Here is a 14,270-nt window from a genome sequence, read left to right on the forward strand (position 1 = left end):
CAAACTCCTTACACAATCAGCTGCAGCCAAACTGCTGAACCTCAGCGTTCGTCAGCTCCAGCGAGTTCTTGTCAGATATTTGTCCGACGGTGCTGCTGGCATCGCTTCGCGTAAACGCGGTAAACCCGCAAACAACCGCGCCCCAGATGATCTCAGGCTGCAAGTTCTGATGCTGCTACGTGAAAAATACAGCGACTTCGGACCCACACTAGCCACAGAAAAGCTCAGCCAACGCCACCAAATATCGATCTCTGTAGAAACCGTTCGTCACTGGATGATTGCTGATGGCCTCTGGGTTCCTCATGCTCGACGCAAGCCTCGAGTCTATCAACCACGCTATCGCCGCGACTGTCTTGGCGAGCTCATTCAAATCGACGGCTCTCACCATGACTGGTTTGAAGGTCGTGCATCAAAATGCTGCCTGTTGGTTTACATTGATGACGCTACCGGTCGGCTGATGCATCTGCGATTCTGTGAAACAGAATCGGCGTTCGATTACATGCTGGCGACGCGGGAATATATTGATAAACATGGTAAACCTGTGGCGTTCTACAGTGACAAGCATGCTGTTTTTCGCGTCAGCCAGGCTGAAACTCGCCGCACCGGCACCACGCAGTTTGGCCGCGTTCTTCATGACCTGAACATCGAGCTCATCTGTGCCAACAGCTCGCAGGCCAAAGGCCGCGTCGAACGTGCCAACCTGACGCTTCAGGACCGACTCATCAAAGAGATGCGACTCGAGAACATCAACAGCATCGAGGAAGCCAACGACTGGCTTGACGGCTTCATCCTGGACTTCAACCGCCGCTTTGCCAAAGCTCCCAAATATCCAAAAAATCTCCATCGGCCCGTCAACGAGCAGTCGGCGGAACTGGATGATATCTTTGCCTGGCAGGAGTTCAGAACACTCTCTAAATCCCTGACATTCCAATACGATAAGATGCTATATCTGGTTGCACCAACAGAGGAAAGCAGCGATTTTTTGCGCCTGTGAGTATCGTTGTCTCGATTTTAATTCTCTCGGTAATTCGCCAGTTTCTTCATAAATTCGCCCCAGCGACCGAGCTGTTTTATGGATGGATATCCAATTCCCTGATGACCACTGAGGCTTTTTTGCCATATCGATAATAGAGTTCAACAGCCCTAACCCTGTCCTCATATGAATGCATTAACTCTCGCCCAAGAGTCCAAGAAATCGTCCGCCCCCCCTTTTTTTAGTGCAATTCAGGTTTTTTAATTCCAGCAGAGTAACACTGCTAACTATTTTTGAAGCAATTCCATCGGGGCCTTCTTTTTAGCTCCCGTAGTGGGACAAATGATGAGGCTTGAATTTGTTTTTGCTCCTGAGCAGCAAAATGAACTGGATTTTTCATGATTTTGCTATGCCATATAGTGTTCTGAAGAACAATTCCATTGAAATCTACTGGACTTCCCATAATCAAAGAAGCCAGGCAGGATTCAGCTTCGCTTACAGATATAAATTCGCGTCCTTTTATAAGCCGATGAGGTAAATATTGGCTGAAGCCTGCAATCCAATCGTCAATTGTTCCATAAAATGGCCGGCATCCTGAAAACTGGCCTGCCGTGGGGTCTATAATGATGGCTTGCCCTCCGATGTTTGCAACTACAGCATAATGATTTGCTGGTGTTACATTCGAAAGCCCAGACCAGGTAAGCAAACCGATCACACGATAGGGTATGTTGCGTTGTGTTAGAAGCTCAACTACCCGTTTTGCACAAACGAGACATTTCCCATATGGTTCACGGGAATATTCCGCGATTTTATAATCACTTACAATATAATCGATAACCACGATATTTATCCTTTTACTTAAATGAATGCTTTATATAAGCATTAGCATGGGATTTCATGCTACTACAAAAACCGCCCAATGGCGTTTTTTGTATAATTTGAAATTTAAGAAAATTTAGCGATTGATTTGTTATTCCATTAAAATCAAAAAAACACATCATCATATATAATGTTGATTATTAAAATTATTGTAAAAACCCATAAAAAAGAACATCCAAATAAAACGGCAATCCAAGTGTTTTGACAACTCCAGTTCATTCGCATCTCTCCATATAAAATCACATAACCATGTGTGTATAACAATATTTTTCTATATCATATAGGAATATCAAGGTATAAAACCATCAATACTAATTATCAGATTATAAAAAATATAACATTCCAGTTTGGAATATTCGTACTCGCACACAATTAACAATTAAAAGCATACTTATAATAGTTTACAGAACAATGTATGTAATAACTAAAGTTGTAAGGAAATGTCTGAGATTGCGTAGGCTTTCCTGAGTTAATTCCATGTTGTACTTCACGAATTAATATTTGGTGGTAATTATTCGGCAGTTTCCTTTTCGATCATACTCGCTGAGTGTGGTGAATGTATTGCTTCTCATGTCTATTGAAACATACTAACCAGATTTGATACCGCCAATCTTCGTGGCCATATAAAGAAAAAGAATCTGCTATAAAAAATAAATACGGAGGCATGGAATGTAGATATACCGAGGATGTCGATATCAAAGACACGTGCAATATTTTCTTCACTGCAGCGTTTGTCACGTCCATCTTAGGATAGATGGTTGTTTTAAGCTGATCACTCCAGTAGGTGTCCGATGAGGGGAGTCAAACACAAGTCGATATCCTTACTACTTAGGGAGAGGTGGATGTTACGAAATGACATTGGTAATTCTATCCCCTCCATACACTCAATTCGATGACTGTGCCTCCCGATTAAATTCCCAGAATGGCAGCGTACAGTGGATGGGAGTTATCGATGGTATTGTTTACCAAATAAAGCCAGGACAGTGCGTCGGGAAATGCTGACACAAACTGCTTTGAGTCTCAGCATTCGTCAGCTACAGCGAGTTCTTGTCAGATATTTGGCCGGCATCGCTTCCTGTAAACGTGGCAAACAACCGCGCTCCAGATGATTTCAAGCTACAAATTCTGACTTTACTACGTGAAAAACATAGTGACTTTGAGCCTACATAAGCAAAGGACAATTTCAACATTTTTCTGGTAACGGATTGTCAGTGGCAAAAATATTAAATATATCCTCATAATTAATAAGTGTTTTTTAGTTATTTGTCTTTTTTTCGTTAATGCACCCCACTCTCTCTGATATGCTAAAATTATGACGCCGCGTAAGGTAAATGACATATAAATACAGATTAAACCTACGAGATGGCTCATGGAAAAGTTGCGGTAAAACTTGTAACATTGATAATGTAAATAAACTTTACTACACTGTACCGGCCGCACTTTAAAATCGCATATTTTAAATTATATCGTTGAAATAATACTTACCCACAGTGAATGAGGTGACATGAGTTTCCTATCTAATTTTTATACTTATGCAGGAATGATACCTTTGATTCATTCAAGGCATTGGAGCCCAGGTAAGATAATACCTGTTTTCGCATCCCAATTTTTGGGGAATCAAGGTCGGTACGAACTTGACTACCTTAAACAATATTATAGGAACTATGATTATGACTACATTCATGATTCTCTCTTTGCGTCTGAAGGATTTACGCAAGAGGGCCAACCTCTACTTGGAAGGTGTTTTGATTATTCTGATGTGACATTTGATGACAGAATTGATGTCTTTGCCCATGGAAATGAAGATGGAATGTATTCACTATCTCTCCAAGCACTTGCAACCTACTTCAAAAGCAAAGGACTTAGGAGTGTTGGAGTCATAAAATTCAATGTATGCAGATCAGGATTAGATAAATATTTTTTACTTAACGCAAAATGTATATTTCTTTTAAATGGAATTTCGTTTGCATGGATGTCAGCCCCTAGAGGAGATATTAATTATTTTCCGCCATTTAAATATATATCAGGCCATATATTGAAAGAGGATAGATATCGATTGTTGAATGGAAATATCACAAAAAAATTCCCAGGAACAAAATATGTCTACCAATAATTTGATTGTAAAATATTAGGTTGCTACGGTTCTATATAAGAGCCAGAATGTCAAGAATAGACCCGCCAGAAATTAGGGAAAAATTATATCTGGTTGTGTTATGTGGCCACAGGTTTTATCCGTTTATGAGCGATTACCTTTGAAAGATAAGGAAAAGATGTCAGCTATTGGTGCGCTGATGAGAACATTGGTTCATTGGTGTTCTTCGTACCCGAAGTCCATTCGATGAAGATTGCAGGTCATTCCCTCCCCTGTATAATCTTCGGTCTCTTGGTTCAGGGATATGGTCAAATGGCTGTGGGTGATGATGGGCTGCGCGATGCTATCGCGTTCTACACGGAGTGGGTATATAACGTTTCAGTGATTGGGCCGGGCGTAGCGGCAGAAGAATGGCAGGCACCATTATTCACTTATATCATGACAAATAAGCAGTTTAATGAGCTTAACGTGATATGTAGACGAAACGAATGGCCACCTCAAACTAACCGAGGAATCACCTTCTACCCCAATGTAATTAAACACATTCTTACATCCAGGACAGGCAAGGACTGTCTTACATGGTCAGAGGTAGCCGAAATCATCAGTGCAGCACTTAATTCACGAAGTGCCGTTGTACTAAAACGCGATTATAACCAGCAAGTTATCGTGTTGAATTCTGTTGATGTTTTGAGAATTGGGCGAACCAAAGAAAAATTCCGGGGGGCATTGATTGTGGAGGTGTCCATAAAAGACTTGGCCCCGATCACCGCTTATCACACGAACGAGGCCAAAGTACGTACTATCATGAAGGATAGAGGGTAAAGCGTGTAATCAGTTGGGGGTACGCCACCCTGAGCGATTTTCCTCAATTGAATGAGAATAAACCATAGTGCCCAGCGTTCTCCCCATCGGTCCCACAATAAACATTGTCATCATAGGTCTGCATGGCATCGGCGTTTTTCCATGCGTCAACCGATTACGAGTACGATTATACGCCCGCGTATATTGCTTAGTCAAATTTGAGCAACGCTTTGTGCATCGCCCCTAAGGCTTGTGCAGCTAACCATATACCGCCAGGAACAGCTACCAACACCCACAGCACAGTGCCCAGAGCTTCTCCTTGCAATTGGTCGATCTTACCAACGGTAGCCACCAGGTAGACAGCACTCAACACACAAATTCCAGTAAATTGACTGACGACCTTCATTGCTGAACTCCCTCACGATTAAAAACCTCACGCTACTGCCTACCGGCCTGCAGGTCAAAGGCCGCAAATTGTCCCCTTTTCCCTGGTCTATCCCAGACGAGCAGGACGTTCGTTTGTTACTTCGCTTATTTTTCCTGCTCCGCTCATTCTGTCACGGCAGTTACTGCCACATGTCATACAACCATTTACCAATCCGCCACAACTTGGCGAGGTTATCCAGCCAGTTTATTAGTGTGTCCCAACGCTTAGTTTTTTTCATTTTCATTGAATAGTTCCTTTTGTCTGATCTCACGCTCAGCTTTGCGTCACGACGCCAGCTGTTGGAAAATTTCTGCAAAAGAATATGATTTCGCCTCGCATAGGTTCTTCTTGGGGTTTGTCACGACGGGCGGACTGTCAACTAAGAACCGGTTTCTTGATGCGCGTCAGCGCATGCAGGCGACAGCTGGTCTACAAGAGTACATCAGCTGGTAAGGGTCGCCGGTAGCGCGGCGTAGCCGCCCAGAACATGATAGATTTCACCAATTACCCCCTTCATCCTGCTAGGCCAACTCCGCTAAAAGCGTTGTATAACGTTCATTACGCCATCGGAGTGGTCTCGGCAAGGGGTACCGCCGCCGAGGCGTATCTCCGCGTTAGCGACCGAATAGGGCGCTTACGGGCGTGTACACAGGACTTATCACAACTCTTCTGCCCGCGACTTGAATTCTAGTTACAACATCCATCATTAAAAGCGACGCTGTTCCGGCCCTTTGGGCCGGGGCGGGGCCGCTTTTCAGTGGTGGGGGAGTCCTGATAGTTTCAGCTGTGCACTAATCGTGGTTTGAATGATGAAAAAGTCATGAACGTTGTAACTAAACAGCGTCTGTGGGGCCCATCGCTAAGGCGATGGGAGGAACCAATATTTTTTCCGAACCGGCGAGGACAAAGTCCTCTGCAAGGGCGGTCATTATATGAGTCTGTCCACAGGGCAGACGACGAATAGGTTTTTTCTTTATATGAATAAAAGACAAGGTATTTAAAAGAAGTATTGAGTAGGTATTTAAAAGGAACCACGCACTTTAAAACGTGAACGGCTAGCGCCTTGTAACCATTACGGTTATCACTTTATGGAAACTTCCCTTGCAGTTATATGTGGGTAACTCGATTGGACACTCAGATGACGGTCAGATAGGGAGCTTTTCTGGCGTTTTTCACTTGGTTGATAAAGCATAATAGAGGTTACTGATACCGAGCTGTACAAAATTAACACATCTATAAACGCAGGACGTGACAAGGCCTCCGGCATCAGCCGGATCATAAATAAAGCGATTCAGGTGGGGTCGGGCACCAAGCGGGGGTAGTTATTGCCCCTGGACATCAGCATGCGCTCTTTTATCCGTCGTTTTACTTCAGTGAAAACGGCGGTCTGGTTGCCAACAAAGCGTCCTTCGGCGATCTCACGCGTCAGCTGACGCTTCACGATGGTTTCAATATCGCGACGGGAACGTTCTGAATCACGACGGGCACGGGCGCGCTTCAGTCCGTGTTCTTTACGGTCGGACTGATAGCTACGGAATCGCTCGCGCACAAACCGCCAGGCTTTCGCGATTAACTCATCCATCTCCAGACGGGGAAGGCGCTGTTTTTCACGCTGCTGGTTTTCCCATTCCACGCGGCTGCGTCGGGCGGCCGCTACGGCCACGTCAGAGACGTCAAGCGTGGAGAACAATGCCGGCGTAAAGGTGATGTCGGTCGGGATGTTGCACCCAATCTGCGGATCATACTCAGTGTGATAAGTGATTAACCCCAGCTCCGACATGAAGAACAAGGCCCGAGTGGCTCTGGTTATGGAAAGATTTCCATTTTTGGACTCTGTGGCCAGACCGCACTCAATGGCCAGGTTGGTGATAGAGCGCTGCACGCGATTGGCCAACGGGTCGTAATGGAAACACATGCCCTGCAGTAACGCGTCAATTGCCCGCCGGCGGAGTACCGGAGGCATGCGCTGGCGTTTGCCGAGCGATCGTGCAAAGGCCACATACATAGAGAAATCAAAACGGGACGTGAAGCCCTGGGCTTTCGCCATAAGCTTACGGCAGAACGGCAGCGTTTTTTTCCCTTCACGCGGGGTAAACACCGGATTCGGGTTCTTGACCTGCCGATAATGCGTGAACAGATTTTGAGCGTCAGTCACACCACTCTGCGCTTATGTTGCACAAAAGGAGTAATACGCACGGAAGGTATTGCAGTTTTTCAGGCATAAAACTATACTCCCTGCATAGCGCAACAGCGTCTATGCAGTTTTGAGTGAGCCCCGTTAATCTTTCCTTCCGCCAAGATAGAGAAGATTATCGGGGTTTTTGCTTTTCAGTGTTCCGGTAACAACTTCCAGAACCACTTCCCTGCCACCTTGCGGCGTGGCTCACCAAGAATTCGGTCAGACGATCGGTAATCTAGCACTCCGTGCTAAAACAGGCAAGAAAGTAAAGGCTTTACTCTAAAAGTCCTCGTTGATTGAGATCTTGCTCTATCAAACTTTCAATATACTGGGCCTGAGTCATCTCCCCTTCAGAACAGACTTGAACCATCATGTCTTTTAAAGGGTTACGAACAAAAACCTTTACTTCCTTATGAGTTACACGCTTTCTGGCCACCGCTGCCAACTGTTTTTCAGTAGCGGTCATTGGATTGCCTTTACGGTAAAGGCGCTTAGGTTTCGCTGAGGAAGATTCTGCAGTAATCGTTTGCGACATCTTCGCCCCCTCAAGGATCTAAAAGGGATCAATTTTTCTGAGATTACTACAAAAATCGAGGCTTAGCAGCCTGATTACGATCTTTTGTTTATGGAACATAATGAATTGGCGGAAAAACATCCCATAAATGTGATTAAAACGTCAGTAACGCGCGGTAACGGCTTCTCCCTCCTCCCACAGTCGTTCAAACTCACGCTGATAAGCTTGACTGACTGCCGGTTCGTTCCGGATCACCAACACGTTCTCGGCGTTTTCACCAGACAAGGCTGCCTTGGTATAATTCAGTGAACCGGTCTGAATTATCTCATTGTTAATTAATGCGAATTTGTTGTGCTGGATTTTATACCTGCTATTGATACGTACCGGCACACCGAGGTTGGCCAACGTGGTCACCGCACTCTTGTGCTCGCGTGCGTAACGCGCATCAGCCAGCACCCGCACCTTAACGCCGCGCCGATAGGCGCCGTAGACAGCATTGGCCACCGGCGTGCTGGTAAAGGCATAGGCCGCCAGATCCAGAGACTGACTCGCCTCGTTGAGCGCCTGGATCACCAGCGTCTCCGCAGTGCCGTCGGTCGAAAACCCAACCTGGATTTGAGCCAGGACAGGGTGGATACCGGCCAGCAAGAGGGCCAGCGCAATAACGGGTTGTTTCATTAAAGATCCCTAACAATGAAGGAGTGGAAGCCGCTTGCCACACAATGGCGTAGCAAGCGGTGGCAGAGGTCTCTTGCGGATCAGGGTTCGGATAGATGTTGAAGACTGTGAGGCAACAGCATATTAAGCGTGCCCAACTCACTCAGTGCGGTCTTCACCAGACTCCAGCACAGGATGAATGCCGCAATATTCAGCAGCGGAAATAACATCAGGACGGGATGATTGACCGCGTACCCGACCGTTAAGGGAAATACCAGTGCAATCACTACGATGCTTTGCATCAGCGCCTTCAGTTGCCACCCTTTGACGAAACGGTTCTGTTCAAAACGGACCAGAGCCGGTTTCAGACACAACGTCAGCGGAAACATTCGAGGCCGATGGATCAGCGCCACGACGGCATTACTCTGTTCCACCGACAGGCGGTGATGCCGGCAGAACACCCGAATAACGTCTTGCGCGGCCTCCACCAGGTAGGGTCCCTCAGCCTCTCCCCGCGTCCAACGCTGTAATGCGGCGTTGGTCGGCTGCATCATCGGAAGCCAGGACAGGATCACAAACAAAAAAACGACGACCGTAACAGTCATGACCAGTGTCACAAACATATGCCTTACTCCAGGGTTTTTTGGGTGTTGTGGGACAGGTCCTGCGCCGGTTCTTCATGACGCAGAATATTCACTTCATCATTCATCATCGGCGGCGGTTGCTCGCCGGATCCCTGGCTGTCATACTCGGCCGCATCCTGCAGGTCATACAGCGCTTCATCGAGCGCCGCCCACATCGCGTCTTCGACGTCTTTCTCCTCTGCCGGTGCATTTTCCTCATCGACCTCCCTCGCCGGTTGTTCCGCCGGCTCAACCTCGTCGGCAGGGTCCCGGAAGCCCGGTTCCAGCTCGCTCTCCAGGCTCAGCGCAGTGATTTCTGCCGCTGTAACAGGGGGTTCACTGTCGGTGCTGACGGCCGTCGAGCCGATCGGCGTTTCCCTTTCCAGCACGACGGCACTGCCCGGATTAGCCTCCATCGCCGCTACAGCGTCCTCAAGCCGGCTGACCTGCACCACTGGCGCATCGCTGTCGCCCTGCTGCAGCACGATCCGGCGCCCGTCTTCCGCCCCTTCATAGTGCGCTTGATCAATATTCAGCGTGCCAGTGGTCGGCGAAACCGGGACATGCCAGTTACCGCGTTGCCGCCCCTGCTCATTAAGCACTGCGTACAACAGTTCTGGTGACTTGCCGCCCATGAAACGGGCTGCATCACCCACACCGTCATCGAGTTTTTCAGCCAAACGGGTTTCCTCTACCGGCTTACTACGACTCCAGTCGCGATCGGCTTGCTCCGCCCGTACATCGTCGGCACGCAACAGCACGTCATGCACCGTTTCACGTTGGCCACTATTTCGTTCGACGGCCCCCATCCAACTTTTCAGATCGTCTACGTACATCTGCACATGGGCTTTGGCGCGCGAAAATCCGACATAGGCGCTGTCCAGCGCCGCCATCATGGCACGCGCCCCTTCGGTCCCAACCAGACCAATAACATTGGTGATCGAGGCCCCTTGCGAACCGGTGGTGGTAATGGCATACCCATGATCGAAATGCTGGTCAGCCGGCTGATTAATCGGGTCCAGGGTGATATCCCGTTCCCCCAGGGTCAGCGTGATTTTGCCCTCTGGTGTCACTGCCGACACGTTCGCCGAATCATTAGTACGCAGCACCCGGTCCCGATCGGTCGCCGTCAGAATAAGCCGTTCCCCCACACTGATCTCAATGGATTGTGTTTCAAATACCGCCACGTTCTGCGTGCGTAATGTCAGTGGCGACAACCACTGTTCCGCGCCGTCATTGGCCTTCAACGCCACGACACCACTTTTTGCATCTGTCTCGCCCACGGTCAGGTACTGTTCTCCCATACGCACGGTATTGCCGCTGTTCTCCTGCCAGAAGGTCATGCTCCCAAGGTCTGCCGTGCTGTTGCTGACCCTGACCAGCTGGGGAACAGTGACACTGTCACCAAGAACATGCTGTTCCTGCAGCCGCGCATGCACTTCTCGGTTGATGGCTCGCCGGTCAACGTTCAGCTCGGCGACTATCAGCGTCTGTTCTCGCGCTGCAGCTGTGCGACCAACGAAGTCATCGGCGATCATCGCGTGGATCGCTTCGCCCCCCGCGAGGGGTACCGACTGCTCCCGCTCCATCTCAGTCATCGCCGACAAATCGACGATGCTGCCGGCAGGGATAAAGGCCGCACCATTACGGTCTACCGTTTCGGGTCCCACCTGGCCAGCGGCAGTGACCGCCTCACGCACGTTGCCGGCGATCATCGCCTCGATAGCCGGCCGTAGTGCCGGCGTCTGGCGCACGATTTCCTGCATCACCGCCACATCCGCGGCGCTGCGCTCTAAAATCAACGCAAAGGGGGCACCCGACTCCAGCGATTTCAGCTGGTCCTTGTCACCGCTAAGCACCGCCCGCCCGTTACCTCGGGCCACTATGTCCACCAGGGCTGCCATCTGCGCATTGCCATTCATAGAGTTTTCGTCGATGACAAAGACGGTGTTGCTGAAGTCCGGTGTTTCCCCCCGCGCCTGGTGCCGTTCCTGTTCGCCAAGAAAGCTGGCAATGGTTTGCGCATCAATGCCTGCCGACTGGAGCTCCGATACCGCCCGGTGGGTAGGTGCCAGTCCCACCACCTGCGGAGGGGCGTCCAACTGCTGCAGCGCAGAGGCCACCACGCTGAACTGCGTGGTTTTCCCCACACCGGCATAACCCTGTATTGGGATAAAGCGGTCGGACGACTCGAGGATCAGGCCGCCGGCTTGTTTCTGCCCTGCAGTCAGCCCGGCCATCTCCGTCTGCAGTTGGTCACGGGCACCTGGCATCAATGGCGTGACGCTGTGTTTTCCCTCGGCGATATGCCGCAGAATGGTCAGTTCGTTCTGCCAGTTCGCACGCGACACGTAATCCCCGGCTGCGCCCTGAGTACCGTCCAGTGCGATGATATCGCCCCGCCGTTCCAACCTTCCCAGTTCAGCCATTGCCCCCTGCGGAGTCAGGTTACGGTCAAAAGACATCGCGTTTTCCACCGCCCTGAACGTGGAGAAGGTGACGCCAGTGCCGGTGACCTTTTCGATGGACAGATGCATCGCACGTGTCTGTGGCGCCAGCCGTGATTGCTGCAAATCGCGCAACGCATGGGTCAGGTCATCTTGTCCCGTGAGGCTGCGAAGCCCCCGGGTGATGGAGACGCCAGGAAGCTCCTTGTCCAGTCGGGCAGTAATGGCGGTTTCATCCAGTGGTGTAAAGGCGATGATATTGTCACCGCTGCGACGCAGCTGGTTGACGGTGGCATCGCTGACTTCCTTGCCGCTGAGTACCGCCACAACAGCACCGCGACTGTGCCTGCTCCCCCCCAACGCCTCGACATAGCCGTAATCAAGTTTAAGGGGGGCATCGGTACCGACCTTCAGCTGGTCGCCGTTGGCTTTTTCCAGTACCAGCTTCTCTTTGAACAACCAGTTACCGGTCTTCATCCCAACCACCTTCAGGGCCTCGCCGTTTTTGCTTCGGCTGTGCAACGCACCGGTGGCTTTCAGTTGTTCCCCTTCCCGCACCTCCAGCGTCTTGGGCTGGAACAGTCGATAGCGGCTGTCGATAGCGCCGATGGCCAGCCCCTGTCGCTGGCCTTGAGCATCTGCCACTGTCAGGCGGTGGTTTTCTTTGCCCACGCCGACGATGGTCAACTGCTCGATGACATTGCCGGGCTGCAGCCGCTCCAGCACCATCCCCGGTTGGTAGGTACTACGCAGACCGCGCGTGTCATTGTCCGTCCACACCGGTACCAACACATCAATGTTGGCCACCGCTTTCCCCAGCACGCCATCCTCTTGCAGAGCGCCGCGGATCTCGCGGGTCAGCTGTGTGCGGGTTCGGCTGTTTCCGGCCTGCGCAACTACCGCCTGCCCGGCGGCACGCTGTTTCGCCACATAACGTGCTGCGACGCTCATCCGGTCATCCACCGTATCCTTGTGTACCAGCGTCAGCCGGCTCTGCTCGCGGTTTTGAGTTGTCAGGTGCACCGGGGTTCCTGCGGCTTTCAGGACCTCGGCAGCAAAGCCCGTTGTCCGGCGAGCATGGGTATCGATGACCACTGCCGGCGTACCGGCGCGGTCGGCCGCCTGCAGCGCAGTCTGCATCATGGGCACGCTAAAACGTTCGGCTTCGCTAATGACCAGCAGTGTATTCGCTGCCAGCGGCTGCTCTGCCAGCTCGGCGGACGTCATCACGGCAGAGGCGCTTTTGCCGAGGGCGTTGCGCAGCTGGGCCTGAGCCCCTTTGTCAGCCGTGAGGATCACCGCCTGACGATCGCTGCTTTCGGCCAGTCGACCAAAACTGGCCAGTAGCTGCTGCTGAAACTCCTGCCCCCCGCGTGCATCAACCAGCGTCACGCTACGGTTGCCGTCCGCCACGCGTGCAGCCACGCCCTGTTCACCGGCGCCACTTCTCAGGCCCGCCTCGCGCTCTGCCAATCGGCCGGCGGTAGCGGACAGTCTGTGTTCGTCCCGGACATGCGAAGCTGAAGTGAATAAGGTCTGGTTTTTGTCTACTGCGATGAGTTGCCCTTTTTCGATGGCGGTATCCAGGGCAGTTTTAGCCTCAATCAATACGCCGTCGTGGACCGCCACCTGGTTGAGCACGGTGGTCAGTACATTGTCGTAGGTGAAGCGCACACTCTTGCGTGTCATCACGTCGATGGCGTTGGCCACCGCAGAGGCCAGCGTTGGTTTTTCATCTGGGCCGCCCTGCAGGTCATGTTCCTTCTGCGCCCGCTCGCCTACCCGCGACAGCCGCTTCGCCTCAAAATCAGCATGATTGAAGCCGGTGGCCTGCAGCTTCTCCTGCCACAATTCCCGGAATTCCTCAATATTGCTGAAATCCTTGGCCTGACGGGTGTCGAGCGCCGCCATGCTTTTGGCTTTGGCCGACGCGTCCGGCCCCACGGCCGCCATAATTTCCTGCCGGCGAGACGAAAACTCGGTGACCGGCACGCCCTCTATATCCCACTGCCCACGCGGACCGGTGTCGACAATCGGGTAGCCCGCTTCCTCGAGCAGGCCGCGGTACACGCCGCGCTGGAAGGCACCGATACTGACCTGCTGATGCCATACGATGTCGGTAAAACCCCGTCCGGTTTTTGTATCGGTGGACAGCGTCTTCCAGCCGTCCTTGCTCAAAGTGGCGTTGGCCACCACCGTGTGGCCGTGCAGGTTCGGATCCAGGTTACGTGAGGTGTCGTGCAAAAACTTGGCCACCACCAGGTTGCCGGTCTGCTCGAATTCAGTCACGCCCTCCTTCATGGTTCGGGTGGAGGCCAGTTTTTCGACTTCATTAAGGGTGATATCAATCGATTTGTTGAAGGCCTCAATCAAAAAGGTGTCGCCGGCAACCAGCGCTAACACCGAGGCACTTTTGGGTGCCGAGAATGTCAGGTCGTAACCGGGACGGTGTTTGTTAACCCCATCCACCATATGGGTCAAATCCGTCCCGCCCGGCAGTTTGCCTTCCAGCACCGCAGTGAACACGTCTTTTTTGACCGGCCCCTCCAGCCCCAGCGACTCAGCGCCGGTGCCGTACCAGCCGGTCGCCATCTCGCCGAGGAAGTAATAGTTGTCTTTGGATTCGTAGTAACTCGCAGCGCCGCCGGCACTTTTAACATTGGCTACAGATAGCATGG

At 51.1% G+C, this 14,270-nt stretch carries 10 protein-coding genes and 2 pseudogenes; 3 read left to right on the forward strand and 9 right to left on the reverse strand.

The features are described from left to right. Positions 1-973, forward strand: a pseudogene (locus tag VGM55_RS05615) (ISNCY family transposase); the annotation flags it as partial. Here the strand turns inward: VGM55_RS05615 and VGM55_RS05620 are convergent. Together VGM55_RS05620 and VGM55_RS05625 are read right to left on the reverse strand one after the other, a co-directional pair. Beyond that, positions 971-1,169 (reverse strand): annotated as a pseudogene (locus VGM55_RS05620) (IS3 family transposase); the annotation flags it as partial. The pseudogenes VGM55_RS05615 and VGM55_RS05620 sit on opposite strands and share 3 nt — an antisense overlap. Before the next feature lie 87 nt (positions 1,170-1,256). Continuing rightward, positions 1,257-1,814 (reverse strand): hypothetical protein, encoded by a 558-nt coding sequence (locus VGM55_RS05625; protein WP_331634855.1) that lies wholly within the window; start codon positions 1,812-1,814, stop codon positions 1,257-1,259. A 1,542-nt stretch (positions 1,815-3,356) separates the two neighbouring features. On the opposite strand from VGM55_RS05625, the gene VGM55_RS05630 reads away from it, so the two are divergent. Then, the gene (locus tag VGM55_RS05630; protein WP_331634856.1) at positions 3,357-3,965 is read left to right on the forward strand and encodes a hypothetical protein; all 609 of its coding nucleotides are present in this window, start codon (positions 3,357-3,359) and stop codon (positions 3,963-3,965) included. 291 nt (positions 3,966-4,256) lie between these two features. Then, complete coding sequence (locus tag VGM55_RS05635) at positions 4,257-4,766, forward strand: hypothetical protein (protein WP_331634858.1); 510 nt, start codon at positions 4,257-4,259, stop codon at positions 4,764-4,766. A gap of 187 nt (positions 4,767-4,953) precedes the next feature. Here VGM55_RS05635 and VGM55_RS05640 read toward each other — a convergent pair whose 3' ends face one another. From VGM55_RS05640 to mobF, 7 genes are all read right to left on the reverse strand, one after another. Continuing rightward, the gene (locus tag VGM55_RS05640) at positions 4,954-5,151 is read right to left on the reverse strand and encodes a hypothetical protein (RefSeq protein ID WP_331634859.1); all 198 of its coding nucleotides are present in this window, start codon (positions 5,149-5,151) and stop codon (positions 4,954-4,956) included. Positions 5,152-6,463: 1,312 nt separating this feature from the next. Beyond that, complete coding sequence (repA, locus tag VGM55_RS05645; protein WP_331634860.1) at positions 6,464-7,327, reverse strand: incFII family plasmid replication initiator RepA; 864 nt, start codon at positions 7,325-7,327, stop codon at positions 6,464-6,466. Further along, positions 7,320-7,394, reverse strand: a complete 75-nt coding sequence (tap, locus tag VGM55_RS27480) for a RepA leader peptide Tap (protein ID WP_414648209.1) — start codon at positions 7,392-7,394, stop codon at positions 7,320-7,322. Before tap ends, repA (VGM55_RS05645) begins: the two co-directional genes overlap by 8 nt. A gap of 231 nt (positions 7,395-7,625) precedes the next feature. Continuing rightward, positions 7,626-7,886: a replication regulatory protein RepA gene (gene repA / locus VGM55_RS05650; protein WP_331634861.1), complete on the reverse strand. Its 261-nt coding sequence runs from the start codon at positions 7,884-7,886 to the stop codon at positions 7,626-7,628. A gap of 141 nt (positions 7,887-8,027) precedes the next feature. Further along, positions 8,028-8,543: a phospholipase D family protein gene (locus tag VGM55_RS05655; protein ID WP_331634862.1), complete on the reverse strand. Its 516-nt coding sequence runs from the start codon at positions 8,541-8,543 to the stop codon at positions 8,028-8,030. Positions 8,544-8,623: 80 nt separating this feature from the next. Next, positions 8,624-9,145, reverse strand: coding sequence for a hypothetical protein (locus tag VGM55_RS05660; RefSeq protein WP_331634863.1), 522 nt, complete (start codon positions 9,143-9,145; stop codon positions 8,624-8,626). A 5-nt stretch (positions 9,146-9,150) separates the two neighbouring features. After that, the gene (gene mobF, locus VGM55_RS05665) at positions 9,151-14,268 is read right to left on the reverse strand and encodes a MobF family relaxase (RefSeq protein WP_414648203.1); all 5,118 of its coding nucleotides are present in this window, start codon (positions 14,266-14,268) and stop codon (positions 9,151-9,153) included. Positions 14,269-14,270: the final 2 nt, after the last annotated feature.

Origin of the sequence: Cedecea sp. (assembly GCF_036500665.1) — a bacterium.
Taxonomy (GTDB): Bacteria; Pseudomonadota; Gammaproteobacteria; order Enterobacterales; family Enterobacteriaceae; genus Cedecea.